The following is a 24,313-nucleotide window of genomic DNA, read 5'->3' on the forward strand; positions in this document are numbered from 1 at the left end:
GCCAAGGAGGGACAAAGACCGCGCATTTTCCGATGCCGAGGTTATCCGAAGATGAATCCGGCAGTGTGAGGAAGGTTTCTCACGCGCGATCAGCAAAGTACTCGCGGCACCACTGCACCACCGGTGGCAGGCCCTGTTCGATGGGCATGGTCGGTTCGTAGCCAAATGCGTCATGTGCGCGCCGGGTATCGGCCATCGTGCGTACCATGTCGCCCGGCTGCATCGGCTTGTAGACCTTCTGCGCGGGCCGACCCGCGGCCTGCTCGATCACGCCGATGAAGCGCTCCAGCTCGACCGGCGTGTGGTTGCCGAGGTTGAACACCCGGTGCGGCACCGGACCATCGGCCGGATGCGCGAGGGCGCCGAGGATACCGGCCACGATGTCGGAAACATGTGTGAAGTCGCGCTGCATGCGACCTTCGTTGAACACATCGATCGAACGACCGGCCAGCACCGCGCGCGAGAACAGCAGCGGCGCCATGTCCGGCCGGCCCCACGGGCCGTAGACGGTGAAGAAGCGCAGGCCGGTGGCATGCAGGCCATACAGCTGCGCGTAGGTGTAGGCCATCAGTTCATTGGCGGCTTTGGTTGCGGCGTACAGCGAGCGCGGCTGGTCCACGCGCTGGTCTTCGGAGAACGGCGGCGTGGCCGAATCGCCGTACACCGAACTGCTGGACGCGTACACCAGGTGCTGCACGCCGCGATGGCGGCACAGCTCGAGCATGTTGACGAAGCCGACCAGGTTGCTGTCGACGTAGGCGTGCGGATTTTCCAGCGAATAACGCACGCCGGCCTGCGCGGCCAGGTGGATCACCGCTGTCGGCTGTATTTCGTCGAACAGTGCGGCCAGGCCATCGCGGTCGGTCAGGTCCAGCGTGCGCAGGTCCAGCGTCGGGCACAGCGCGGCCACGCGGTCGCGCTTGATCTGCGGGTCGTAGTAGTCGTTGAAGTTGTCCAGGCCAACCACGGACCGGCCAGCCTCCAGCAGCGCGCGCGCGGTGTAGGCACCAATGAAGCCGGCAGCGCCGGTGAGCAGGATGGTCATTGCAGTTGCCTGGAAATCAATGAGTACAGGTGCAGAGGATACGCTGCGGGCTCAGAACAGCCCGAAACGCTTCTTGGCCACATTGGTGCGGCCGGGTTCGATCACGTCCTGGATGTTCTTCGCATCGAAGCGATCCAGCAGGGCTTCCGCATCCTTTTTCAGCTTCAGATCCATCTCTTCCGGGTACAGCGGCACGATCGCCATGAATTCGATGGTCGTGCCGTCTTCCAGCACCAGCGTGCCGAACTCATCGGGCGTGGTGACCGGCGGCAACACGATGGCGCCATCGAATCCCACGCCCGGTGCATAGGGCTCGGACGGATGGCCGTTGGGAATGGTATGGCCGAAGCCCAGCCAGGTGTCGTACTCATGCGGCAACCGCGCCAGGGTCTTCAACAGCCGCACCGGCCAATAGTTGCGTTCATCCTTGAAGGCGTCATCGCTGATCGGCCAATCCGCCGGCAGGGTCACCATCAGTTCCATGTGCCTGGGCGCATCGACCTCATCGGGCACGGACATCGGCAGATCGCTCATGCCCGAGGTCACCAGCCGCAGGTACGGACATTCGTCGGTGGCCGGCACCACATGCACGTCGATGTGCACGATATCGGAGATGATTTCGTGGAAGACGCCGGAGATCGGGCCAAGATGGCGCTCGATGTAGGCGCTGATCGCCTCGATGTGTTCTTCGCCGTGGGCCGGGGTGAAGTCCTTCTCGCGGCTGTGCACGAGGATCGGGCTGCCGCCCGGGCTGACGTCGTCGATTTCAATGCTCATGTCCTGCTCCCTGGATGAGCCACGGGGCGGAGCGAGCCCACCCGCGGGTGGACGATGCGACCTCCGGCACGCGCGGCGGTGCGTTCCCTGCAATCGACGGAGCACGGCAGGAACAGGCCGTACTCCCATGAACCTGCGCCGGGTCAGCCCTGGCGCGTGCGCAGCCGCTCCAGCACGCCATCGAGCGTGTCCAGGTTGGCGTAATGGATGATCAGCTTGCCCTTGCCACCGCGGCCATGATTGATCGCAACGGAGGTGCCCAGCACTTCGGACAGCTCGGTTTCCAGCGAGGCGATATCGGCCTGCTGCACCTTGGCCACCGGCTGCGGACGGTTGCTCGGCACCTTGCCGGCAGCGAATGCCTGCGCACGACGCTCGACCTCGCGCACCGACCAGCCTTCATCGGCCGCTTCCTGCGCCAGCTTGCTGGCCAGTTCCGGCGCCAGGGTCAGCAGCGCACGCGCGTGCCCCATCTCCAGCCGGCGCGTTTCCAGCAGCAGGCGGATGGCGATCGGCAGCTCCAGCAGGCGCAGCAGGTTGGACACCGCCGCGCGCGAGCGGCCAACGGCCTCGGCGGCCTCGGCATGGGTCAGGGTGAATTCGCTGATGAGGCGCTGCAGCGCTTCGGCTTCTTCCAGCGGGTTGAGGTCTTCGCGCTGGATGTTCTCGATCAGCGCCATCGCGATGACGGTGCGGTCTTCCAGCTCGCGCACCACCACCGGTACTTCGTCCAGGCCGGCCAGCTGCGAGGCGCGCCAGCGACGTTCACCGGCGACGATTTCGAAGTTGCCTGCCGGCAGCTGGCGCACCAGGATCGGCTGGATCACGCCCTGCGACTTGATCGAGTCGGCCAGTTCGGACAGCTTGCCCTGGTCCATTTCGCGACGCGGCTGGTACTTGCCCGGCTGCAGCTGGCCTACCGGCAGCTTGCGCAGCACTTCACCGGGCAGCGGTTCGATCACCGCCGTGCTGGCCTGCACCTGGCTGACCGCGCCCTTGGGCCCCAGCAGGGCGTCCAGGCCGCGGCCGAGGCCACGCTTCTTGGCTGCAGGCTTGCTGGTCATCAGACGGTCTCCACGGCCTTGCTGGCCTTGTTGCGTTCGTTGTTGCGGCGGATGATCTCGCCGGCCAGACCGAGGTAGGCCACGCCGCCACGCGAAGCGCGATCGTAGCCGACGATGCTCTGGCCATGGCTGGGCGCCTCGGCCAGGCGCACGTTGCGCGGCACGATGGTGCGGAACACGCGGTCACCGAAGTGCTCGGTCAGTTCGGCCGACACGGCATTGGCCAGGTTGTTGCGCACGTCGAACATGGTGCGCAGCACGCCTTCGATCTCCAGCGCCGGGTTGAGATTGGCGCGCAGCGCTTCGATGGTTTCCACCAGCGCGCTCAGGCCTTCCAGTGCGTAGTACTCGCACTGCATCGGCACGATCACCGAATCGGCGGCGGCCAGCGCGTTGAGCGTCAGCAGCGACAGCGCCGGCGGGCAGTCGATCAGGATGTAGTCGTACTCGTCGCGGATCGGCGCCAGCGCGCGCTTCAGGCGCTGCTCGCGCTCGCTCTGCGCCATCAGCTGGATCTCGGCCGCGGTCAGGTCGATGTTGCCCGGCAGCAGGTCATAGCCTTCGGCGGTCTGCACGCGTACGTCGGCCGCGCTGGACTCGCCCAGCAGCAGATCGTAGGTGGAGGAGACCAGCTCGCGCTTGTCCACGCCACTGCCCATGGTCGCGTTGCCCTGGGAGTCCAGGTCGACCAACAGCACGCGCTTGGGTGCGTTGGCCAGGGAAGCGGCCAGGTTGACGGCGGTCGTGGTCTTGCCGACGCCACCCTTCTGGTTGGCGATGGCGATGATGCGGGCCATGCGGGTGTGCCTCGTCGACGTGTGCTGGGACCGGTCATTATGCGTACAACCGGGCCCGTGCGGAAATCGTGGATCGCCAACCGCTTGTTCCACAAGGGGGTGGCGGCGGGTTCAGGGGCCTGTGACGGTGACCAGATGGCGTTCGCCGGCCAGGCCGGGCACGCTCAGCGGGACCACCTCGCGCACCTGCCAACCGGCCGGCAGCGCTGCGATCTCTTCATGCGGGTAGACGCCTTTCATGGCCAGCAACACGCCACCGGGGCGCAGCAGGTGGCCACCGACGCGGACGATGCCGGCCAGGGTGTCCATCGCGCGCGCGGTCAGCTGGTCGTAGCTGCCCGGCTCGGCCAGCGCTTCGGCGCGCGACTCGGCCACGCGGGCATTGCCCAGGCCCAGCTGGCGCACGGCCTCGCGCATGAAGCGGGCCTTCTTGCCATTGCTTTCCACCAGGGTGACCTGCAGGCCCGGGCAGGCAATCGCCAGCGGGATGCCGGGCAGCCCGGGACCGGTGCCGAGATCGGCCAGGCTGCCATCGGCCACGAACGGCTGCATCGCCAGCGAATCGAGCAGATGGCGGGTGACCATTTCCTGCGGATCGCGGATGGCGGTGAGGTTGTAGGTGCCGTTCCAGCGGTGCAGCAGCGCCAGGTAGCGCAGCAGCGGCGGGGCCAGCTCGGCGGCCAGGCCCATTCGGGCCAGGCCCTGCTGCAGCGTGGTCGCTACGCCGGCGGGAAGATCGTGTTCGCTCATGCCGACATTATCGCCGGTTTTCACTGCAGATTCGGCGATTCACTGCGGATACCAGGCCAATGCGGCGCGGAACTGGCCGCTGGCCTGCCACTCGTGCAGGTGCCAGCGCGCGGCCTCGCCCAGTTCCGGGTCGCACCAGCGCAGGTGCAGCGCGCCATCGGCGGCAGGGGCCAACTGCAGGCGGTGCAGGCCAAAGGAAATGCCCTGCCCGTGCGCCTTCAGCATGGCTTCCTTGGCACACCACACGCGGAAGAACCAATGCTCGCGATCGGCCTCGTCCAGGCCCTGCAGCCAGACCACTTCGTCGGGATGGAAGAAGCGTTGGATGATTTCCAGCATGCGTGGGCGCGGGCGCAGCAGTTCCAGGTCCACGCCCAACCGCACGCCCTCGCCCAGCGCCACCAGCAGCACCTCGCCGCTGTGGCTCCAGCCGGTGCCGTAGTGGGCCAGCGCGCCGCTCAGCTCGGGGCGGCCCTTGTCATCGCGGACCAGCGGCAGCGCGTCCGGCTCGCCGCCCAGCGCCTGCGCCAGCACCTGCCGGGCCTGCGGCTCACCGCGCTGGCCGGGCACATGTGGGCAGCGCCAGACCGTGACCGGACCAAACCGCCACGGGCCGTCCAAGGTCGCTGGCAGGCTCATCCGCACGCGCCCATCACGTAATTCCACGACGGGTTCACAGGCCTGCGCGTCAACTGGTCACAGTTCCCCACCGGAGGTTCGATCATGGGCATCATCGTTTGGCTGATCGTCGGCGGCATCGTAGGCTGGCTGGCCAGCATCATCATGAAGCGCGATGCCCAACAGGGCATCATCCTCAACATCGTGGTCGGCATCGTCGGCGCGCTGATTTCCGGCTGGCTGTTCGGCGGCGGCATCAACGAAGCGATCACCATCCGCACGTTCCTGTTCTCGCTGATCGGCGCGGTGATCCTGCTGGCGATCGTCAACCTGTTCACCCGCAAGAGCATACGCTGACGCGACATACTGCTTGAATACGGGGCCCGGCCATTGCCGGGCCTCGTTGTTTCAACCCAGCTGCACCCACGCCGGCGCATGATCGCTGGGGCGTTCCCAGGTTCGCGGCTCGCGGTCGATGCCCGAGGCCACCGCGCTGCCCTTCAGCGCATCAGACACCAGGGTCAGGTCGATGCGCAGGCCCAGGTTGCGGCGGAAACCGGCCGCGCGGTAATCCCACCAGCTGAAGGTGCCGGCCTCGTCGTTGTGCAGGCGGAAGCCATCGTGCAGGCCCAGCTGCAGCAGCTTTTCCAGCGCGCCACGCTCGGCGGTGGAGGTCAGGATGTGGTTCTCGTTCCACACCTCCGGGTCGTGCACGTCGCGCGCATCAGGGGCGATGTTGAAGTCGCCCATCACGATCAGCTTTGGATGCCGCTGCAGTTCTTCGGCGATCCAGGCGTGCACCGCCTCGAGCCAGCGCAGCTTGTACTCGTACTTGTCGGTGCCGATGTCCTGGCCGTTGACCACGTACAGGTTGATCACCCGCAGGTCGCCGAAGGTGCCGGCGATGACGCGTTTCTGCTCGTCCTCGAAGCCGGGAATACCGATCTGCACGTCCTGCGCCGGCTCGCGCGACACCAGCGCCACGCCGTTGTAGGTCTTCTGGCCGGCGAACACGCTGCGGTAGCCGGCAGCGATCAGCGGAGAATCGGGGAACTTGTGGTCCTCCAGCTTGGTTTCCTGGATGCCGACGATGTCCGGGCCGAAGTCCTTGAGCCACTGCTCCAGGTGCGGCAGGCGGACATTGAGCGAATTGACGTTCCACGAGGCGATCTTCATGGGGGCATTCTACCCGGGTGGCCGGGATGGGGGTCGGCCCGGCTTCCCGTGTAGAGCCGAGCCCACGCTCGGCTGCTTCTGCCTGGACCAGCCAAGAGCAGCCGAGCGTGGGCTCGGCTCTACGGGAATGCGTCACCGGAATGGCTTCACCGCAGCAGCAATCTCAACAACCCCGCAATCTTCGAATACGGCGGCCGCAGCCGGTCACTGGCCGCCCAGCGTGACTGCCACAGCACCGGCAGCCGCTTGCTCATCGCATCGAACCCGGCCCGGCCGTGGTACGCGCCCATGCCGCTGGCTCCTACCCCGCCGAACGGCAGACCATCGGCGGCGAAGTGCAGCAGCGTGTCATTCACCGTCACCCCACCGGCCACCACCTGGCCAAGGATGCGCTCCACCGTCGCCATATCCTGGCTGAAGGGGTACAGCGCCAGCGGCCGGTCGCGGGCCAGCACATCGGCCAACGCCGCCTCCAGGTCCGGATAGGCCCGCACCGGCAGGACCGGGCCGAAGATCTCCTCGCGCATCAGGTCCAGGTCATCCGGCGGGTCCAGCACCACCGTCGGCACCAGCAGGCGCTCTCGATCAGCGCGGGCCTCATCCACCTGCGCCAGCGGAATCACCGGCACCCCGCGTTCGCGCGCCTGCGCCAGGTACCCCTGCAGGCGCCGGTACTGGCCTTCGTTGATGATGCGCGTGTAGTCGTCGGCATCGCTGAAATCGCCGTAGCGTTCGCGTACCTGCTGCTGCAGCGCCTGCACGAACTCGCGCTGGCGCGCGGTGTCGATCAACACGTAATCCGGCGCGATGCAGGTCTGCCCGGCGTTGAACCACTTGCCTGTGGCCAGCCGCGCGGCGGCTTTTTCCAGCGGGAAATCGCGGCAGACGATGGCGGGTGACTTGCCGCCCAGCTCCAGCGTCAGCGGTACCAGATGTTCCGCCGCCGCCGCCATCACCTTGCGGCCGACCGCGGTGGAACCGGTGAACACAAGGTGGTCCAGCGGCAGCGAAGACACCGCTGCGGCCACGTCCGCGCCGCCCTGCACCACCGCCACGCGATCGGGCGGAAACACGCTGGCCAGCAGATCGGCCAGGAACGCGCTGGTGCGCGGCGTGTGTTCGGAGGGTTTCAGCAGCACGTGGTTGCCCGCAGCAATCGCGGTGGCCAGCGGTACCAGCGCCAACGTGACCGGGTAGTTCCAGGGCGAGATCACCCCGACCACGCCCAGCGGTGTCGGCCGCAGCTGCGCGCGCGCCGGCCACAGCTTCCAGCCAGCAGACGCATGACGCGGCTTCGACCAGCGCCGCAGGTGCCGGCGCAGGTGGTCGATGGCCGACAACACGCTCATGCCATCGGCCAGTTTCGATTCGACGTGGGCACGGTGGCCGAAGTCCTCGGCGATGGCCGCAGCCATTTCGTCCATGCGTGCCTTCAGCGCCTCGCGCAGGCGGCGCAGATCGGCTTCGCGCTGGTCCAGCGTGGGGCGCTGCGACTGCCAGGCGCTGCGCAGGGTGTGCAGGATGGCGGGGAGTTCGGCGGCTGAGATGCTCATTCCGCGACTATACGGCGTGCCGAGCAACGGAACGGTAGTGCCGGCCGCTGGCCGGCAACCTCAAGGACCTTCGACGGGCACCGTGCAATTGCCGGCCAGCGGCCGGCACTACCGAAAGAAAAAGGCCGTGGTCTGCACCACGGCCCCTGAAACCGGTGGGTGCCGACCGTTGGTCGGCACGCCGGTTACTTGGTGATATCCACGTCCTTGGTCTCACGCAGGAACAGGCCGCCGATCACCACCGACATCAGCGCGATGATGATGGGGTACCACAGGCCGTAGTACAGGTTGCCGGTACCGGCCACCAGCGCGAACGAGATCGCCGGCAGGAAGCCACCGAACCAGCCGTTGCCGATGTGGTACGGCAGCGACATCGAGGTGTAGCGGATGCGGGTCGGGAACAGTTCGACCAGGTAGGCGGCGATCGGGCCGTAGACCATGGTCACGTACAGCACCAGCAGCCACAGCATGAAGATCGTGCCGGCGTAGTTGATGCGCGAACCATCGGCCTTGGCCGGGTAGCCGGCGGTGGTCAGCGCGCCCTTCAGTTCGGCACCGAAGGCATCGGCCTTGGCCTTGCCTTCTTCCTTGGTCAGGCCGGCCGCCTCATACGAGGTGACGCTGGCACTACCCACGTTCACCATCGCCAGCGAACCGGCAGCGGCGGGCTGCACGTCGTACGGCACACCGGCCTTGGTCAGCGCGGCGGTCGCCACGTCGCAGGAGCTGGTGAACTTGCGCAGGCCCACCGGATCGAACTGGAACGAGCAGGTGTTCGGATCGGCAACCACGAGCGCCGGCGAGCTGCTGCGGGCTTCTTCGATAGCCGGATTCGCGAAGTGGGTCAGGCCCTTGAAAATCGGAATGTAGGTGACGGCGGCCAGCAGGCAGCCGGCGAGGATGATCTTCTTGCGGCCGATACGGTCGGACAGCCAGCCGAAGAAGATGAAGAACGGCACGCCCAGCGCCAGCGCGGCGGCGATCAGCAGGTAGGAGGTGGTGGCATCGACCTTCAGCATGCTGCTCAGGAAGAACAGCGCGTAGAACTGGCCGCCGTACCAGACCACCGCCTGGCCAGCCGCGGCACCCAGCAGGACCAGCAGCATCAGCTTCAGGTTGCCGCCCTTGAGGCTGTCACGGAACGGCGTCTTGGAACCCTTGCCTTCGGACTTCATCTGCTGGAACAGCGGCGATTCGCTCAGCTGCAGGCGGATCCACACCGAAACGCCCAGCAGCAGGATCGAGACCAGGAACGGAATACGCCAGCCCCAGGCTTCGAAGGCTTCGTTGCCCAGGAAGTAGCGGCAGGCCAGGATGATCAGCAGCGACATGAACAGGCCCAGCGTGGCGGTGCACTGGATGAAGCTGGTGTACAGGCCGCGCTTGTCGTCCGGCGCGTGCTCGGCCACGTAGGTGGCGGCACCGCCGTATTCACCGCCCATGGCCAGGCCCTGGGCCAGGCGCAGGATGATCAGGATCACCGGTGCGGCGAAGCCGATCGAGGCGTAGTTGGGGAGCACGCCGACCAGGAAGGTCGAGATGCCCATGATCAGGATGGTGACCAGGAAGGTGTACTTGCGGCCGATGCGGTCGCCGAGGCTGCCGAAGAAGGCCGCGCCGAACGGACGCACGAAGAAGCCGGCGGCGAAGGCCAGCAGGGCGAAGATCATGCCCGTGGTTTCATTGACGCCACTGAAGAACTGCTTGGCGATGATGGCCGCAAGCGAGCCATACAGGAAGAAGTCGTACCACTCGAAAACGGTGCCCAGGCTGGACGCGAAGATGACCTTCTTGTGTCCTTGGGTAAGTTGGGCTTTCGCCGGTGCAGGTGTTGTGGACATGGGACGCTTCCCCTCCGAAGCAATCGTTGTTGGTGGGTGCCGACCGTTGGTCGGCACTCATTCTTGGTAGGTGCCGACCGTCGGTCGGCACTCGATCAGAAGCTGTACTTCGTGGTGAACTGCAGGCGGTTGATGTCGCCCTTGCGGCCATCCTCGATCTCACGCACGCCGTACATGTACTCGGCACCGATATCGACCTTGGGCATCGGTGTGTAGAAGATGTTGCCGCGGATGCTCTGCACGCTCTTGGTCACCAGCGGCCCCAGGCTGCCGTCGTTGTCGTAGTCACTGCGCGCGTAGATCAGATTCGTGCGCAGCTTCGGCGAGAACGCATGCCGCCAGCCCACGTAGCCGGCCAGTACGCCGGTGGGGTTGAGCTCGTCGCGGGCGACGTCGTAAGCGGTATCGGCGGTCACACCGAGGCCGATGTAGCGGGCGATTCCTTCACCACCAGTCAGCTGGTAGTGCAGCGAATCACTGCTGCCCATCACCCACTTGCCGCCCAGGGTGAGGCCGCCGGCCACCTTGTCGGCCTTGGCGCCGGTGGCCTGATTGTCGACCTTCAGCTGGCGGACGATGCCGCCCACGCCGAAGGTGCCCCAGTCGCCCTTCCAGCCATAACGCATCGTCAGGTCGGGCAGGCTGCCACGGTCGGAGTTGGCACTGGCGTTGGTCCAGGCGCCGGTGACCGGGTTGCGGGTACCGGTGAGGGTGGTGGTTTCCGGATTCTCCAGCGCGACGCTGAAGCCGCCCTGGGTGTAGCGCACCTGGGCCTGGCGCACGAAGATCACACCGTCGGTCGGACCGACGAAGTCCACGGCTTCCGGCAGCGACGCCGCGTCCATGAAGTTCGACCAGGTCTGGCCGGCCATCCAGTTGTTCCAGTACATGTACGCATGGCGCAGGGTCACGCCATAGGTATTGGTGGCGGTCTGGTTGCCCAGCGAATTGCCGAAGAAATCCATCTCGAAGAACGCGCCGGCCTTGTTGCCCGACTCGCTGACGTTGTCGATGCCCAGGTTGAAGCGCGAGAACTTGGCGTGGGCGTTGTAGTCCACGTCCGAGCGCTTGCCGCTGCCGCCAGCGCCTGCCACCGGGGTCTGCCCGGGCAGGTACAGCGCGCGGCCGGTGGCATCGTCGGCCAACTGGCCATCGCTGGTCTGGGTGGCCAGGAAGTCGGCCTTGATGAAGCCGCCGATCTTGACCGTGGTACCCGGTGCCGCGCCCGGGGTGATGGTGGTGACCTGGATCGGCTGCTTGCCCGCCGGCACCGCCGGCTTCTGTTCGGCCTGCAGCGTGCGGACGTCGGTGACCGCCTGCTGGGTCTGCACGATCTGGGTCTGTTGCTGCTGCTGTGACGCCAGCAGCGCCTGTACCTGCCGCTCCAGTTCGGCAACGCGTGTTTCCAGTGCCTTCTCTTTGGCGGTCTCGGCGAACGCCATGCCCGGTGCGACCAGGGCGACCAACAGGCAGGCCGCCAAAGGTGTGCGCACGGCTTTCAACGTACGGTGGCTCATGTTGCCCTCTCTCCCAAGTGGCAAGGTGATGCCGCGCGTGGGGCACGGTCGAGCCGAGACTGCGGGGCGTTTGCACGCATCGGCTATTGGCCATTGGTCGAACCCGGGCCTGCAGGGGGCCGACTTTCGACCAAGGTCTAACCGAAGTGGTGACGCGGCCGGGGGTGGATGGGGCAAACTGAGGGGGAACGGCTGCTGCAATGCTGCGGCTGCACACACAAAGTCAACGTGCAAGTGAGGGTGCCATGGCTGATCTCTACCCCGTCGATCCGCAGTTCGCCGCCAAGGCGCGTATCGACAAGAATTCCTATGAACAGCAGTACCAGGCCTCGGTGTCCGATCCGGATGCGTTCTGGGGCAAGGCTGCCGAGCGGCTGGACTGGTCGCGCAAGCCGACGAAGATCAAGAACGTCAGCTACGACCTGGCCGATTTCCACATCAAGTGGTTCGAAGATGGCGAGCTCAACGCCAGCGTGAACTGCCTGGACCGCCAGCTTGAGAAACGCGGCGACAAGACCGCACTGCTGTTCGAACCGGACAGCCCGGATGCGCCGGCCCAGCACGTGACCTATCGCGAGCTGTACGAGCGCACCTGCCGTCTGGGCAACGCGCTGCGCAACCTGGGCGTCAAGAAGGGCGACCGGGTCACCATCTACCTGCCGATGATCGTTGACGCTGCCGTGGCCATGCTGGCCTGCGCGCGCAACGGCGCGATCCACTCGGTGGTGTTCGGTGGCTTCGCGCCGAACTCGATCGCCGACCGTGTCAGTGACTGCCAGAGCAAGCTGATCATCACCGCCGACGAAGGCCTGCGCGGCGGCCGGAAGATTCCGCTGAAGGCCAACGTCGATGCGGCACTGAAGCTGCCGGGTACCAACACCGTTGAAACCGTGCTGGTGGTGCGCCACACCGGCGGTGCGGTGGATATGCAGGCCCCGCGTGACCGCTGGTTCCATGATGTGGTCGACAGCCAGCCGGCCAGCTGCGAGCCGGAGCCGATGAACGCCGAGGATCCGCTGTTCATCCTCTACACCTCCGGTTCCACCGGCAAGCCGAAGGGCGTGCTGCACACCACCGCCGGTTACCTGCTGTACGCGGCCTACACCCATGAAGCGGTGTTCGACCTGCGCGAGGACGACATCTACTGGTGCACCGCCGACGTCGGCTGGGTCACCGGCCACAGCTACATCGTGTACGGCCCGCTGGCCAATGGCGCCACCTCGCTGATGTTCGAGGGCGTACCGAACTACCCCGATACCTCGCGTTTCTGGAACGTGATCGACAAGCACAAGGTGTCGATCTTCTACACCGCCCCCACCGCCATCCGCGCACTGATGCGCGAGGGCGAGGAGCCGGTGAAGAAGACCTCGCGTGCCTCGCTGCGCCTGCTTGGCAGCGTCGGCGAGCCGATCAACCCGGAAGCCTGGCGCTGGTACTACGAGGTCGTGGGTGACAGCCGTTGCCCGATCGTCGACACCTGGTGGCAGACCGAAACCGGTGGCATCCTGATTTCGCCGCTGGCCGGCGCGATGGATCTGAAACCGGGTTCGGCCACCCTGCCCTTCTTCGGCGTGCAGCCGGCGCTGGTCAATGCCGATGGCGAGATCAAGGACGGCCCGACCGAAGGCAACCTGATCATCCGTGACTCCTGGCCGGGCCAGATGCGCACGGTGTACGGCGACCACCAACGCTTCATCGATACCTACTTCCGCACCTACCCGGGCAGCTACTTCACCGGTGACGGCTGCCGCCGCGACGAAGACGGCTACTACTGGATTACCGGCCGCGTGGACGATGTGATCAACGTGTCCGGCCACCGCATCGGCACCGCCGAAGTGGAAAGCGCGCTGGTCTCGCACCCGAAGGTGGCCGAAGCGGCGGTCGTGGGCTTCCCGCACGACGTGAAGGGCCAGGGCATCTACGCCTACGTCACCCTGGTGGCCGAAGAGGCGCCGAGCGACGAACTGCAGAAGGAACTGGTCGCCTGGGTGCGCAAGGAGATCGGCCCGATCGCCACGCCCGACCATCTGCAGTGGGCACCGGGCCTGCCGAAGACCCGCTCGGGCAAGATCATGCGCCGCATCCTGCGCAAGATCGCCGAGAACGCGCCGGACCAGCTCGGCGACACCTCGACCCTGGCCGATCCGTCGGTGGTGGCCTCCCTGGTGGACGAACGCAAGGTCCGTTGATGACGTGAGCGCAGGCACAGGACGCGCCACGAACGTGGCCGGGAGGAGGGACCCGGCCATGTTCAACCCGTCCTGTGCCAGCCATCACACCGCCCTTTTTCCTGATCGATAAGCTCGACCCATGACCACCCTCCTGATTGCCGATGACCATCCGTTGTTCCGCGAAGCCCTGCGGGGTGCCGTGCAGCGGGTCATTCCGGGCGTTCAACTGTTCGAGGCCGACAGCGTGGAAGCGTTGTATGCGCTGGCCGACCAGCACAACGACGCCGACCTGGTCCTGATGGATCTCAACATGCCCGGCGCACAGGGTTTCAACGCGCTGGTGCACATGCGCTCGCTGCATCCGCACCTGCCGGTGGTGGTGGTCTCCGCACGCGAAGAAGCCACGGTGATGCGCCGCGCACTCGACCACGGCGCACTGGGCTTCATTCCGAAATCCGCTGATTCGGACACCATCGGCCATGCGCTCGGCACCATCCTCGATGGCGAGACCTGGGCGCCGCCGGAAGCACACAACGTGCCGCCGACCGGCAGCGAAGAACGCGAAGTCGGCCAGCGCCTGCGCGAGCTGACCCCGCAGCAGTTCCGCGTGCTGCAGATGCTGGGCGCCGGCCGCTTGAACAAGCAGATCGCCTACGACCTCAACGTCTCCGAAGCAACGATCAAGGCCCACGTCACCGCGATCCTGCGCAAGCTGGGCGTGACCAACCGCACCCAGGCGGTACTGATGGCCGGCAAGCTGGCGATCGACGACGACGCCATCGTGCTGCCGCTGGAAGAAGACTGAGGGTAGTGCCGGCCGCAGGCCGGCAATTGCCCGACGACGCATGAAACCGCTCTGGTAGGTGCCAAGCTTGCTTGGCACGCTTTCGCCGTTGCGCGTGCCGGCCAGCGGCCGGCACTACCAGGTACCGCTGCGCTCGCGATATAGCCATCGCTATAAAAACCAGCCCTGCCTGCGCGTTTCGCTGGAAATGCGCCACGCGCGGATCGCGGTGCTAAGCTTCGCGTCCCCTTGGGGAGTAGCCGGATTCCTACGCAGGAATCGTCCACGTCAACATACTCGGCCAGTGCGCCGTGGCGTGGACAACCATGATGGTTGGCGAGACCAGCGGCCCGCGCGCGCAACATCAGGTTGGGCGCGAGCGCAGGCCGTGCGTCCGTCTTTGCCCGACCTCAGCAGCCGCCAATGTCCCCCATTTCGATCCTCCTGATCGGCTTTGCCATGTCCACCGATGCCTTCGCCGCCGCGATCGGCAAGGGTGCCGCCATGCGCAAGCCGGTGTTCCGTGATGCGCTGCGCGCCGGCATCATCTTCGGTGTCATCGAGGCGATCACACCCATCATCGGTTGGCTGCTAGGCCGCGCCGCGCTGCAGTACGTGGAAGCGTTCGACCACTGGATCGCCTTCGGCCTGCTCGGTGCCCTGGGCATCCACATGATCTACAACGGACTGCGTCCGGACAATGGCGAGGACGATGAAGATCCGGCGCAGCACCACGGTTTCTGGAAGCTCGCGCTGACCGGGTTCGCCACCAGCATCGATGCGATGGCGGTGGGCATCGGCCTGGCCTTCATGGACGTGCATATCGGCGTGATGGCCGCAGTCATCGGCCTGTGCACGCTGACCATGGTCACTGCCGGCATCATGCTGGGCCGCGTGCTCGGCAGCATGGTCGGCAAGCGCGCCGAGATCATCGGTGGTGTGATTCTGGTGATCATCGGTGCGACGATCCTGTATGAACACCTGCACGGCGTGGGATAACGTGCCGGCGATTGCGAGGTTGCCGGCCAGCGGCCGGCACTACCGGCGCGTCATCCGCGTGTGGCGTGGATTCAGTCGTTGTTGCGGGTATCGCGCAGCGCGCCCAGGAACGCGCGCAGCGAGGCTGGCTTGATCGGCTTGGTCAACAGGCGATAGCCACGCTCGCGTGCCATCCGCTTCAGTTCATCGCGACCATCCGCGGTCAGCAGCGCACCGGGCAACGGATAGCCCGCCGCCTCGCGCAATGCCACCAGCGCGTCCAGGCCATCCAAGCGATCATGCAGGTGATAGTCCACCAGCATCACCTGGGGACGCTCGGCAATCTTCTGCAATGCCTGGTCCACCGTCGATGCAGTGATCACCTGCACCTGCCAGCGCCCCAGCAGCGCGCGCATGCCATCGAGGATTTCCTCGTCGTTGTCCACGCACAGCACGCGCAGGCCCGCCAACGAATCGCTGCGGACCGGCGCGGCTGTCTGCGCCGAGGCAACCGCTTCGGTATAGCCCGGCAGCGGGGCAACTCGCGGCAGGATGATCGAGAACATCGAGCCGCTGCCGACCCGGCTGCGCGCGTTCAAGCGATGATCGAGCAGGCGTGAGATGCGCTGGCAGATCGACAGGCCCAGTCCCAGACCCTGCTCGCCCCAGTCGAACGGCTGCTGGTAGCGGTGGAACTCGTCGAAGATCTGCCGCATGTGATGCTCGGGAATGCCGGGGCCGGTATCCCACACCTGCAATTCCACTTCATCGCCGCGCTGTCGCACCGCCAGCACGATGCGACCCTGCCGCGTGTAGCGCAGCGCATTGGCAAGGAAGTTCTGCAGTACACGGCGCAGCAGGCGACGATCGCTGCGCACCCAGGTGGTACGCGCGAACAGATCCAGTCGCAGCCCGCGTCCCGCCGCGACCGGCGTGTACTGGGCGGCCAGCTCGCGCATCAGCGCACTGACATCGAATTCGCCGATCACCGGATGCAGGCCGCCGGCATCCAGCCGCGACACGTCCAGCAGCCCGTCCAGAAGCTCCTCAGCCGCGCGCAGCGATGCGTCCACGCGTTCGGCAAGATGCCGCTGCTCGTCGCTGACATGGTCACTGTCGCGCAGCGCCGAGGCGAACAACCGTGCCGCGTTCAACGGCTGCAACACGTCATGGCTGATCGCGGCCAGGAAGCGGGTCTTGGATTGCTGCGCGACTTCTGCAACATGCGAGCGCTCGGCCACACGTTGTTCCAGCGTCTCGTTCGCCTCCAGAAGCGCACGCTCGGCATGCTTGTAGTCGGTGATGTCGTTGTAGCTGGTGACGTAGCCGCCGCCGGGCAGCGCCTGGCCACGCATTTCGATCACCTTGCCATCGCTGCGGGTGCGCTCGAACACGTGCGGCGAACCGGCGCGCATATAGCCAATGCGCCGATTGATCTGCACTTCGATGTCGCCCTCGCCCAGCTCACCACGCTCGGCGTTGTACCGGATCAGGTCCGCCACCGGGCGGCCCACGTAGAGCATGCCATCGGGGTAGCCGAACATGTCCTGGTAGCGCCGGTTCCAGGCAGTCAGGCGCATGTCCGGGTCGACCACGCTTACGCCGGCGCTGATGTTTTCCAGCGTGGTCGACAGGATCTCGCGGTTGAAGCGCAGTTCCTGTCCCGCTTCGTCCAGCACCGCCACCACTTCGCCCAGGTCCATACCCGAGCCACGCAGCAGGCTGGTCAGCAGCAGGCGCGCGGACGCTGCGCCGATGGACGCCGCCAGCAGGCGCTCGGTGAATTGAACCCAGGGACGGTCGGCAGGCGCAGAGGATTGCAGCTCGCGTCCCAGCGACTGCGCCTGTTCGAAGAACGAGCGCCGTGCATGGCGTTCGCCGACCACGCGCGAGGCCAGTGCCAGCAGGTCACCCACGTGTACATGGCCCGGCCAACCACCGGCCACTGACGGCCGCTCGGCGTAGGGGTCGAGAAAAGGTGCAGCGCGCAGGCGCTCATCCACGCCGGGGCGCCAACGCGCCGATACCAGCATCATCGTCGCCGCATTGACCAGCAGTGACCAGAACGTGCCGTGGGTCAGCGGGTCCCAGCCGGTCATGCCGAACAGCTGCTGCGGGCGCAGCCAGGTGATGCCGAAGGGTCCGTTCTGCACCCAGCCCGCATCCATCCAGCCGGCCATGGTCATCGCCGGCAGCAGCAGGGTGTACAGCCAGGTGGCGAAGCCGAGCAACATGCCGGTCTCGACGCCACGACGGCTGGCACCTCGCCAGTACAGGCCACCGATCAGGCCCGGCGCGAACTGTGCCACCGCGGCGAAGGCCATCAGCCCATACGAGGCCAGGGTGCTGTCGTTGCTGCTGCTGCGGTAGTAGCTGTAGGCCATCAGCGCCAGCAGCAGGATCGCCAGGCGGCGGATCCACAGCACCCGCGAGGCGACGTCGGCCGCTTCCTGGTGATCACCACTGCGACGCAGCAGTACCGGCATCACCAGGTCGTTGCTGACCATCGTCGCCAGCGCGATCGAGGAGACGATGACCATGCCGGTGGCGGCAGAGAAGCCGCCGATATAGGCAATCAATGCCAGCGCGTTGCGGCCCTCGGCCAGCGGCAATGCCAGCACCATCGAGTCGTCGGCCACGCCGCTTCCGGTGCCGAACAGGCTGACACCGGCAGTGGCAATCGGCAGCACCATCGCCGAGATCAGCACCAGGTAGCCGCCGAACATCCAGCGCGCGCGGCGTACATCGCGCACGTCACCGCACTCGACCACCGCCACGTGGAACTGGCGCGGCAGGCAGATGATGGCCAGGAAACTGAGCAGGGTCTGCGACAGGAAGCCCACCGGCGGCAGCCCGGTGAACAGCGTATGCACCGATTCCACCACTGCTTCGTTGCGGTCGCTGAGCCAGACGTAGGCGAACACGCCCACCGCCACCATTGCCACCAGCTTGATCACCGATTCCAGCGCGATCGCCAGCATCATGCCGTGGTGGTGTTCGGTGGCATCCACCTGGCGGGTGCCGAACAGGGTGGCGAACAGCGCCATCAGCAGCGCCACATACAGCGCCGGATCGCTGAAGAATCCGGTTGGCCCGGTGTTGCCGGTCAGCACCTGCAGGCTCATCGCCACCGCTTTGTACTGCAGGGCGAGGTAGGGAATGATGCCGATCAGGGCGATGATCGCCACCAGCGCGGCCAGCCGCCGCGAGCGGCCGAAGCGCGAGGAAATGAAGTCGGCGATGGAGACCACGTTCTGGCTGCGTGCGATCAGCGCCAGGCGCTCGATGATGCGCCAGCCGAACAGCAGCAGCAGCAGCGGGCCGATGTAGATCGGCAGGTAACCCACGCCGTTGCGCACGGCGGTGCCGACTGCGCCATAGAAGGTCCACGACGAGCAGTACACCGCCAGTGCCAGGCTGTAGACCACCGGTCGCAGCCACGGCCGGTCCGGGTACATCGGCCGACGGTCGCCCCACCACGCCACGCCGAACAGCAGCGCGGCATAGGCAACCGAGACCAGCAGCAGGATCCAGCTGGAGACCACGCGTGCGTTTCCGTCAGGACAGGGGCCAGTAGATCACGACCGTTGGTCGTGATGGTAGATCACGACGGTGGCTCACGACCGTTGACCCGTCTGGTAGGTCACGACCGTTGGTCGTGACGGAGGCCTCAGTGCCCACTAACAGTGGGCACCCACCAGAGGAGGCGGGCAGTGGGCACCCACCAGAGGAACGGGCACCCACCAGATGGAAAGGTGGGTACCCCCACCAGGAAACGGTGGGCACCTACTGGGAACCGACCTTATTCCGCCGGAACGCCCATTTCCTTCAGCAGCTCCGGTGCCGGGTAGACCTTGGCCAGCAGCCAGCGCAGGTAGCGCATGTCCACGTGCACCGCGCGCTTGTAGCGCGGGTCGAACCACCAGCTGGCACTGACCGACTCCCAGTTGCTGTCGAAGTTCAGGCCGATCAGTTCGCCCTTGGCGTTGAGCACCGGCGAGCCGGAGTTGCCGCCGGTGGTGTCCAGGTTGGTCAGGAAGTTGACCGTCTGCGTCTTCAGCGCCGGGTCGGCGGTGCTGCCGAAGTCGCCCTTGGCAATCGCGGCCAGCAGCGGCTTGGGTGCGTCGAACGGATAGGCGTTGGTGTTCTTCTCGACGATGCCGGCCACGGTGGTCACCGGCGAATAGGTCACACCATCACGCGGATGCAGCGCCTCGACCTTGCCATAGCTGATGCGCAGGGTGCGATTGGCATCCGGGTACACGGCGCGGCCCTGCTTGGCACGCCAGGCGAACAGCGCCTGCATGTAGGCCGGGCGCAGGCGCAGCTGCTCGCCTTCGCGGGTTTTGCTCTCGTTCTCGATGCGCAGCTGCGCAGCCACCAGCGGGCCAGCCACGGCGATCAGCGGGTCGGCGGCCAGCGCCTTGCCTTCGCGGGCAGCGGTGAAACGGGACAGACGCTGCGCTTCGTCACCCAGCTGGGTGCCGGCGTACAGCGTGTCCAGCGCCTTGGCCAGCTGCTCCGGAGTACGGCCGAACGCAGCATCGAACTCGGCCACGCGCTGCGCGTCCGGCAACTGCTGGTAGCGGGTCAGCAAGGTGGTCAGCAGTGCCTTCTCGACCTCAGGTGCATAGCGACGCTGCACCTGCTTCAGCACGCCCTCGATCATCGCCTGGTCGCGCTGTTGGTAGCCGGTTTCGCGCTGTGCGTCCGGCTTGACCGATTCGATGCGCAGCCGCTCCAACAGCAGCGCCGAGCGCAGCAGCTGGCTCTGCATCGCCATCTGGTCCAGCAGCAGGTCACGCTCGCCCACCGCCGCGCCTTGCGACAGGTTGGCCAGCAGCGCCTTGATGTCGCCCTGGTACTTGCGGTCGGTGGCGGCCAGCATCGCCGTCTCGTCGGCGGCACGTTGCGCCTTGGCATCACTGCGCAGCAGGCCTTCCAGCTCACCGGCGGCACGCTTGCGGTTGTTCTTCAGCGACTGCAGCTGCGAGGCATAACGGGTACGCGCCTGCGCATCCTTGGCACTGGCCGCCTCGATGGTGTCGATCATCTGCTGGAACACCGACACCCGGCGCGGCAGCACGGTATCGATCTGGCCCGCGAATTCGGCGGCGGTGCGATGGCGGTAGGTGATGCCCGGGTAGCCGGCCAGCATCGCGTAATCGCCTTCCTTCGGGCCTTCCACCGACATCTGCAGGTGCGCCGGCGCCTGATAGGGCACGTTGTCCTTGCTGTACGCCGCCGGCTTGCCGTCCTTGCCCACGTAGGCACGCAGCAGGGTGAAGTCGCCGGTGTGGCGCGGCCACATGAAGTTGTCGATCTCATCGCCGTAGTTGCCGATCGCGCGCGGCGGTGCGTAGACCAGGCGCACGTCGCTCAGTTCCAGCTGGGCGATGCGGTAGAAGTCGGTGCCGTAGTACATGTTGGCCACCGAGCAGCGCACGCTGCCGTCCTTCTCGCACTCGGCCACGATCTGCTTGCTGGCCGCATCCACCGCGTCGAAGTAGGCGCGGCCGGTCTTGCCCTTGGCCTGTGCCAGCACCTGGTCGGTCACCTTGTCGAAGCCGACGGTGACCAGCACGCGGAAGTCCGGGTTGGCTGGGCGCTCGTCGGCGCGCCCGTTGGCGATGAAGCCGTCGTTGATGAAGTTGTGCTCGGGCGAGCTGTTGTACTGGATCACGCCCATCGCCACGTGGTGGTTGGTCAGCAACAGGCCATCGGCGGACACGAACGAACCGGTGCCGCCACCGGCGCGCACCACGGCGCTCAGCGGCGGCGCCGTCACGTTGGCCAGATCGGCCGGGTTGCCCTTGAATCCGGCCGCCTGCAGTGGCTTGGCCAGCTCCGGCAGCTGGGTCGGCATCCACATGCCTTCATCGGCTTGGGCGCCGGCGGCGAGGGTCAGGCCGAGGGCCAGGGCGGTGGGGAGGGCTTTGCGTGGCGACATGAGGCAATCCGGTACGACAGAACAGCCCGGGACCATAGCCGCTGGGGCGCTGTCGGGCAACGCCCGATAGTCAGGTATGCGCCGCGCTCCTACAATCGCCGCTTTTCTGCACATCGGACGTCAGCAGATGATCGTCGGTATCGATCTGGGCACCACCCATTCCCTCATTGGCATCCACGCTGCGGAGGGGCCGCAGTTGTTCCCCAACGCCCATGGCGAGTTGCTTACCCCCTCCGTGGTCAGCCTCGACAACGACACCGTGCTGGTGGGGCAGCCAGCCCGTGACCGCCTGGTCAGTCATCCGCAGCAGACCGTGGCCCATTTCAAACGCTGGATGGGCAGCGATCGCGAGACCCGCCTGGGCAACCGCACGTTCCGTGCCGAGGAGTTGTCGGCACTGGTCCTGCGCTCGCTGCTGGCCGACGCCGAGGCAGCGCTGGGCTGCAAGGTCGAAGAAGCGGTCATCAGCGTGCCGGCGTATTTTTCCGATGCGCAGCGCAAGGCGACGCGGGTTGCCGGCGAACTGGCTGGCATCCGAGTCGAGCGCCTGATCAACGAACCCACTGCCGCCGCGCTTGCCTATGGCCTGCAGCAGCAGAGCGAGGAAAGCCGCGTGCTGGTGCTGGACCTGGGCGGCGGCACCTTCGATGTGTCGGTCCTGGAGATCTTCGACGGCGTGATCGAGGTGCATGCCAGCGCAGGTGACAACTACCTGGGTGGTGAAGATTTCCTGCAGGTTCTGGTGCAGGCATTCCACGCTGAAGCGGGCGTCGCCGCTGGCGACCTGTCCAACGCCGAACAGGCACAGCTCCTTCGAAGGCTGGAGTTGTTCAAGCGCGAGCTCAGCAATCAGGGGCAGGCCCGCTTGCAGCTGCCCCTGGCCGGTGCCGAGCGTACCTGGCAGCTGGATGAAACACGCTATGCCGCATTGTGCGAACCCCTGCTGCAACGCATGCGGGCACCGATCGAGCGCGCCATCCGCGATGCCCGCCTCAAACCCGAAGCACTGGACGACATCGTGCTGGTCGGGGGCGCCGTGCGCATGCCGATGGTCAGCAAGCTGGCCACCCGCGTCTTCGGCAGGCTGCCGCTGCGCCATATCCATCCAGACCAGGCCATTGCGCTGGGCGCGGCGGTCGCTGCCGGCCTGAAGGCGCGCGACGCATCGTTGCGCGAAGTCGTACTGACCGACGTCTGCCCCTACACACTGGGGACTCAGGTATCCCGCCGTGATCCCTCCGGCGGCGAACGCAGCGGCTATTTCCATCCGATCATCCAGCGCAACAGCGTGGTGCCGGTCAGCCGCGAGGACCGCTTCTACCCGCTGCATGAGCAGCAGCAGGCCATCCGCATCGACGTCTTCCAGGGCGAGAGCCCGACGGTGGACCGCAACATCAAGCTGGGCGAGCTGAACGTACCCCTGACCCACCGTGGCCCGCTGCACGAGCGCAGCGTGACCGTCCGCTTCACCTACGATGTCAACGGCCTGTTGCAGGTGGAAGTGACCGAAGACGCCACGAGCCGCCGACATGAACTGGTGCTGGAGCAGAACCCCGGCCTGTTGACCGCGGAAGAAATCCAGCAGCGCCTGCAGGCATTGCAGGCCCTCAAGGTCCACCCGCGCGACGCGCAGCAGAATCTCGCCGTCATCGCCCGCGCTGAACGCCTGTATGAGGAACTCATTCAGCAGCGCGAGCCCCTGCAGGCGTGGCTGGCGCACTTCCGGCACGCACTGGAAAGCCAGGATGCAACGCTGATCAATCGCCAGCGCCGCGAGCTTGCCGACGCGCTTGATGCACTGGAAGCCGGCGCATGAGCTGGGGCCTGGATGTTCTTGAGCTGGACACAGATGCCGACGAGCGCGCGATCAAACGCGCCTACGCCAAGCGCCTGCGGGTAACCCGTCCCGACGATGACCCGGTGGCCTTCCAGCAGCTTCACGAGGCCTACCAGGCCGCGTTGGAATGGGTGCGTGCCGAATCGATGGCGGGCGATGACCTGGACGACGGATGGTTGGACGCCGAGCCCGATAACGCGCTTGAGGTGGCCGTCACCGGGCAGCCGCCGATGCCGTTGGTGCACGAATACTCCCCGCCGCGTGTACCGCCGGGAGCGCCGGTGCTGCTGCGCGCACAGCCGCCGCTGGAGCTTGAAGGTGCGGTGGACGTACCGGCCAACGCGCAGCGCATTCTCTGTGAGGCCCGCCTGCAGCCGGCCGATGCATTCGGTCCCTGGCTCGACGCCACGCCCATCCTGTGGTCACTGCGCTACAAGCCTCTGGTTGGCCATGCGCTGCTGAATGAACTGGTGCGCGGCAAGGACGCCATCTGTGCCGCCAACATGGAACTCCTGGTGCGTTGCTTCGGCTGGGATGACGTGCACGATGGCGTGGACCCGGACAACCTGGCCGCCATCCGCGCACGCGTTGATCGTCGCTGGACGGTGCAGTCAGGTGATCCCGCACAGATCAACGCAGCCCTGCATCGGGAAGGCAGCCTGCAGATGGCACCGGTCACCGCGGAACGCTGCCTGCGCTACCTGTCCAAGCCATGGCGCGCAGGGTGGGCGCTGTGGCGCGCCGTGCTGCCCGATCATGTCACCGACATCAACAGGATGATGGACGCGCTTGAGCAGAGCGGCGTCGAACAGCTGCCTGCCTATTGGGATCCACGCCAGGTCGCCTTCTGGCGCAGCCTCGTGGACGTGAGCCAGGTCAACCGCTGGCGCTGCCTGCTGGGGATGCTGCGCGGGACCCTGATGGGTGCGCTTACCGCCATGCTGCCGTTGCTGATCGCGGTGGGGCCCATCCTCGAAGGCACTGCCCGTGACACGCGAGAGTATGTCCAGGCCGCCGTCGGTACATGCGCCGCATTCGCTCTGATCGGCGTGCTGTGGCCGTCGCTTCGCTGGGGGATGCGCCAGCTCACCCTGGATCACAGCCATACACGCGCCGGTCTGCTGCTGGCACTGCCTGCGCCGCTGATGGCCATCGCCAGCCTGGTGCTGATCCACGGGCTGGGTCAACGCGTCGAGGGTACCTTGATGGTCTTCCCGGCGCTGGCGCTCGCTACCGCGCGCTGGTGGCGACGGGTTGGCTACCGGATCGACTTCCGGATCCGCTATGCCGTGTTCCTGATGCTGGCCCTGTTCATCGCCGAAGCGGGCGCTGTGCTGGTACTGGGATACTGGCTGTGGGAGTTCGCACAGGACCGCCGCAGCCGCGCGGAAACCGCGCGACGCTAGCAGGCAGCGCCGGGCTCACCCCGGCGTCACCGCAGCCACGCATGGCGTG

The 24,313-nt window shown here is 66.4% G+C and carries 18 protein-coding genes and 1 riboswitch; of the genes, 6 read left to right on the forward strand and 12 right to left on the reverse strand.

All coding sequences use genetic code 11. The features are described from left to right. Positions 1-79 precede the first annotated feature (79 nt). The 6 genes from HUT07_RS19930 to HUT07_RS19955 form a co-directional block, all read right to left on the reverse strand. Entirely contained in the window at positions 80-1,045 is a 966-nt protein-coding gene (locus HUT07_RS19930) for an NAD-dependent epimerase/dehydratase family protein (RefSeq protein WP_176022380.1), read from the reverse strand. A gap of 51 nt (positions 1,046-1,096) precedes the next feature. Next, on the reverse strand, positions 1,097-1,822 hold the full coding sequence (locus HUT07_RS19935; RefSeq protein ID WP_176022381.1) for a suppressor of fused domain protein: 726 nt from the start codon (positions 1,820-1,822) through the stop codon (positions 1,097-1,099). Between the two features lie 143 nt (positions 1,823-1,965). Continuing rightward, on the reverse strand, positions 1,966-2,886 hold the full coding sequence (locus HUT07_RS19940) for a ParB/RepB/Spo0J family partition protein (protein ID WP_089237881.1): 921 nt from the start codon (positions 2,884-2,886) through the stop codon (positions 1,966-1,968). Next, a complete protein-coding gene (locus tag HUT07_RS19945; protein WP_032976776.1) occupies positions 2,886-3,683 on the reverse strand; it encodes a ParA family protein in 798 nt (265 codons plus the stop codon). The genes HUT07_RS19940 and HUT07_RS19945 overlap by 1 nt, the downstream gene beginning before the upstream one ends. Before the next feature lie 111 nt (positions 3,684-3,794). After that, positions 3,795-4,433: a 16S rRNA (guanine(527)-N(7))-methyltransferase RsmG gene (gene rsmG / locus HUT07_RS19950; protein WP_176022382.1), complete on the reverse strand. Its 639-nt coding sequence runs from the start codon at positions 4,431-4,433 to the stop codon at positions 3,795-3,797. 39 nt (positions 4,434-4,472) lie between these two features. Then, complete coding sequence (locus HUT07_RS19955) at positions 4,473-5,072, reverse strand: 4'-phosphopantetheinyl transferase superfamily protein (protein WP_176022383.1); 600 nt, start codon at positions 5,070-5,072, stop codon at positions 4,473-4,475. A gap of 84 nt (positions 5,073-5,156) precedes the next feature. Here HUT07_RS19955 and HUT07_RS19960 point away from each other — a divergent pair, with 84 nt between their 5' ends. Next, positions 5,157-5,408: a GlsB/YeaQ/YmgE family stress response membrane protein gene (locus tag HUT07_RS19960; RefSeq protein WP_012512507.1), complete on the forward strand. Its 252-nt coding sequence runs from the start codon at positions 5,157-5,159 to the stop codon at positions 5,406-5,408. Positions 5,409-5,459: 51 nt separating this feature from the next. Here the strand turns inward: HUT07_RS19960 and xth are convergent, their stop codons facing one another. The 4 genes from xth to HUT07_RS19980 form a co-directional block, all read right to left on the reverse strand. Next, positions 5,460-6,227, reverse strand: coding sequence for an exodeoxyribonuclease III (xth, locus tag HUT07_RS19965; protein WP_176022384.1), 768 nt, complete (start codon positions 6,225-6,227; stop codon positions 5,460-5,462). 146 nt (positions 6,228-6,373) lie between these two features. Then, positions 6,374-7,780, reverse strand: coding sequence for a coniferyl aldehyde dehydrogenase (locus HUT07_RS19970; RefSeq protein ID WP_176022385.1), 1,407 nt, complete (start codon positions 7,778-7,780; stop codon positions 6,374-6,376). 185 nt (positions 7,781-7,965) lie between these two features. After that, complete coding sequence (locus tag HUT07_RS19975; protein ID WP_176022386.1) at positions 7,966-9,621, reverse strand: MFS transporter; 1,656 nt, start codon at positions 9,619-9,621, stop codon at positions 7,966-7,968. 95 nt (positions 9,622-9,716) lie between these two features. Next, positions 9,717-11,138 (reverse strand): DcaP family trimeric outer membrane transporter, encoded by a 1,422-nt coding sequence (locus HUT07_RS19980; RefSeq protein WP_176022387.1) that lies wholly within the window; start codon positions 11,136-11,138, stop codon positions 9,717-9,719. Between the two features lie 245 nt (positions 11,139-11,383). Between HUT07_RS19980 and acs the strand changes: the two genes are divergently transcribed. The 3 genes from acs to HUT07_RS19995 all read left to right on the forward strand — a co-directional run bounded on the left by acs (position 11,384) and on the right by HUT07_RS19995 (position 15,092). Then, entirely contained in the window at positions 11,384-13,327 is a 1,944-nt protein-coding gene (gene acs, locus HUT07_RS19985; protein WP_176022388.1) for an acetate--CoA ligase, read from the forward strand. Positions 13,328-13,448: 121 nt separating this feature from the next. Then, positions 13,449-14,114: a response regulator transcription factor gene (locus HUT07_RS19990; protein ID WP_176022389.1), complete on the forward strand. Its 666-nt coding sequence runs from the start codon at positions 13,449-13,451 to the stop codon at positions 14,112-14,114. 224 nt (positions 14,115-14,338) lie between these two features. Further along, a riboswitch (yybP-ykoY riboswitch) is annotated at positions 14,339-14,428 on the forward strand. Between the two features lie 88 nt (positions 14,429-14,516). Then, entirely contained in the window at positions 14,517-15,092 is a 576-nt protein-coding gene (locus HUT07_RS19995) for a manganese efflux pump MntP family protein (protein WP_176022390.1), read from the forward strand. Between the two features lie 71 nt (positions 15,093-15,163). Here HUT07_RS19995 and HUT07_RS20000 read toward each other — a convergent pair whose 3' ends face one another. Beyond that, a complete protein-coding gene (locus HUT07_RS20000) occupies positions 15,164-18,616 on the reverse strand; it encodes a PAS domain-containing hybrid sensor histidine kinase/response regulator (protein ID WP_176022391.1) in 3,453 nt (1,150 codons plus the stop codon). Positions 18,617-18,873: 257 nt separating this feature from the next. After that, positions 18,874-21,021: a S46 family peptidase gene (locus tag HUT07_RS20005; protein WP_176022392.1), complete on the reverse strand. Its 2,148-nt coding sequence runs from the start codon at positions 21,019-21,021 to the stop codon at positions 18,874-18,876. Between the two features lie 127 nt (positions 21,022-21,148). On the opposite strand from HUT07_RS20005, the gene HUT07_RS20010 reads away from it, so the two are divergent. Continuing rightward, positions 21,149-22,837, forward strand: a complete 1,689-nt coding sequence (locus tag HUT07_RS20010; RefSeq protein WP_176022393.1) for a molecular chaperone HscC — start codon at positions 21,149-21,151, stop codon at positions 22,835-22,837. Continuing rightward, on the forward strand, positions 22,834-24,264 hold the full coding sequence (locus HUT07_RS20015) for a heat-shock protein (RefSeq protein ID WP_176022394.1): 1,431 nt from the start codon (positions 22,834-22,836) through the stop codon (positions 24,262-24,264). The genes HUT07_RS20010 and HUT07_RS20015 overlap by 4 nt, the downstream gene beginning before the upstream one ends. The last annotated feature ends 49 nt before the right edge of the window (positions 24,265-24,313 follow it).

The organism is Stenotrophomonas sp. NA06056, assembly GCF_013364355.1.
Classification (GTDB): Bacteria; Pseudomonadota; Gammaproteobacteria; order Xanthomonadales; family Xanthomonadaceae; genus Stenotrophomonas.

Bases quoted from the DNA above. Each gene is read 5' to 3' on its own strand.
- HUT07_RS19935 (WP_176022381.1), bottom strand. From the start codon at position 1,822: ATGAGCATTGAAATCGACGACGTCAGCCCGGGCGGCAGCCCGATCCTC.
- HUT07_RS20010 (WP_176022393.1), top strand. From the start codon at position 21,149: ATGATCGTCGGTATCGATCTGGGCACCACCCATTCCCTCATTGGCATC.
- HUT07_RS19940 (WP_089237881.1), bottom strand. From the start codon at position 2,886: ATGACCAGCAAGCCTGCAGCCAAGAAGCGTGGCCTCGGCCGCGGCCTG.
- HUT07_RS19975 (WP_176022386.1), bottom strand. From the start codon at position 9,621: ATGTCCACAACACCTGCACCGGCGAAAGCCCAACTTACCCAAGGACAC.
- xth (WP_176022384.1), bottom strand. From the start codon at position 6,227: ATGAAGATCGCCTCGTGGAACGTCAATTCGCTCAATGTCCGCCTGCCG.
- HUT07_RS19960 (WP_012512507.1), top strand. From the start codon at position 5,157: ATGGGCATCATCGTTTGGCTGATCGTCGGCGGCATCGTAGGCTGGCTG.
- rsmG (WP_176022382.1), bottom strand. From the start codon at position 4,433: ATGAGCGAACACGATCTTCCCGCCGGCGTAGCGACCACGCTGCAGCAG.
- HUT07_RS20015 (WP_176022394.1), top strand. From the start codon at position 22,834: ATGAGCTGGGGCCTGGATGTTCTTGAGCTGGACACAGATGCCGACGAG.
- HUT07_RS19990 (WP_176022389.1), top strand. From the start codon at position 13,449: ATGACCACCCTCCTGATTGCCGATGACCATCCGTTGTTCCGCGAAGCC.
- HUT07_RS19995 (WP_176022390.1), top strand. From the start codon at position 14,517: ATGTCCCCCATTTCGATCCTCCTGATCGGCTTTGCCATGTCCACCGAT.
- HUT07_RS19930 (WP_176022380.1), bottom strand. From the start codon at position 1,045: ATGACCATCCTGCTCACCGGCGCTGCCGGCTTCATTGGTGCCTACACC.
- HUT07_RS19970 (WP_176022385.1), bottom strand. From the start codon at position 7,780: ATGAGCATCTCAGCCGCCGAACTCCCCGCCATCCTGCACACCCTGCGC.
- HUT07_RS20005 (WP_176022392.1), bottom strand. From the start codon at position 21,021: ATGTCGCCACGCAAAGCCCTCCCCACCGCCCTGGCCCTCGGCCTGACC.
- HUT07_RS19955 (WP_176022383.1), bottom strand. From the start codon at position 5,072: ATGAGCCTGCCAGCGACCTTGGACGGCCCGTGGCGGTTTGGTCCGGTC.
- HUT07_RS19945 (WP_032976776.1), bottom strand. From the start codon at position 3,683: ATGGCCCGCATCATCGCCATCGCCAACCAGAAGGGTGGCGTCGGCAAG.
- acs (WP_176022388.1), top strand. From the start codon at position 11,384: ATGGCTGATCTCTACCCCGTCGATCCGCAGTTCGCCGCCAAGGCGCGT.
- HUT07_RS19980 (WP_176022387.1), bottom strand. From the start codon at position 11,138: ATGAGCCACCGTACGTTGAAAGCCGTGCGCACACCTTTGGCGGCCTGC.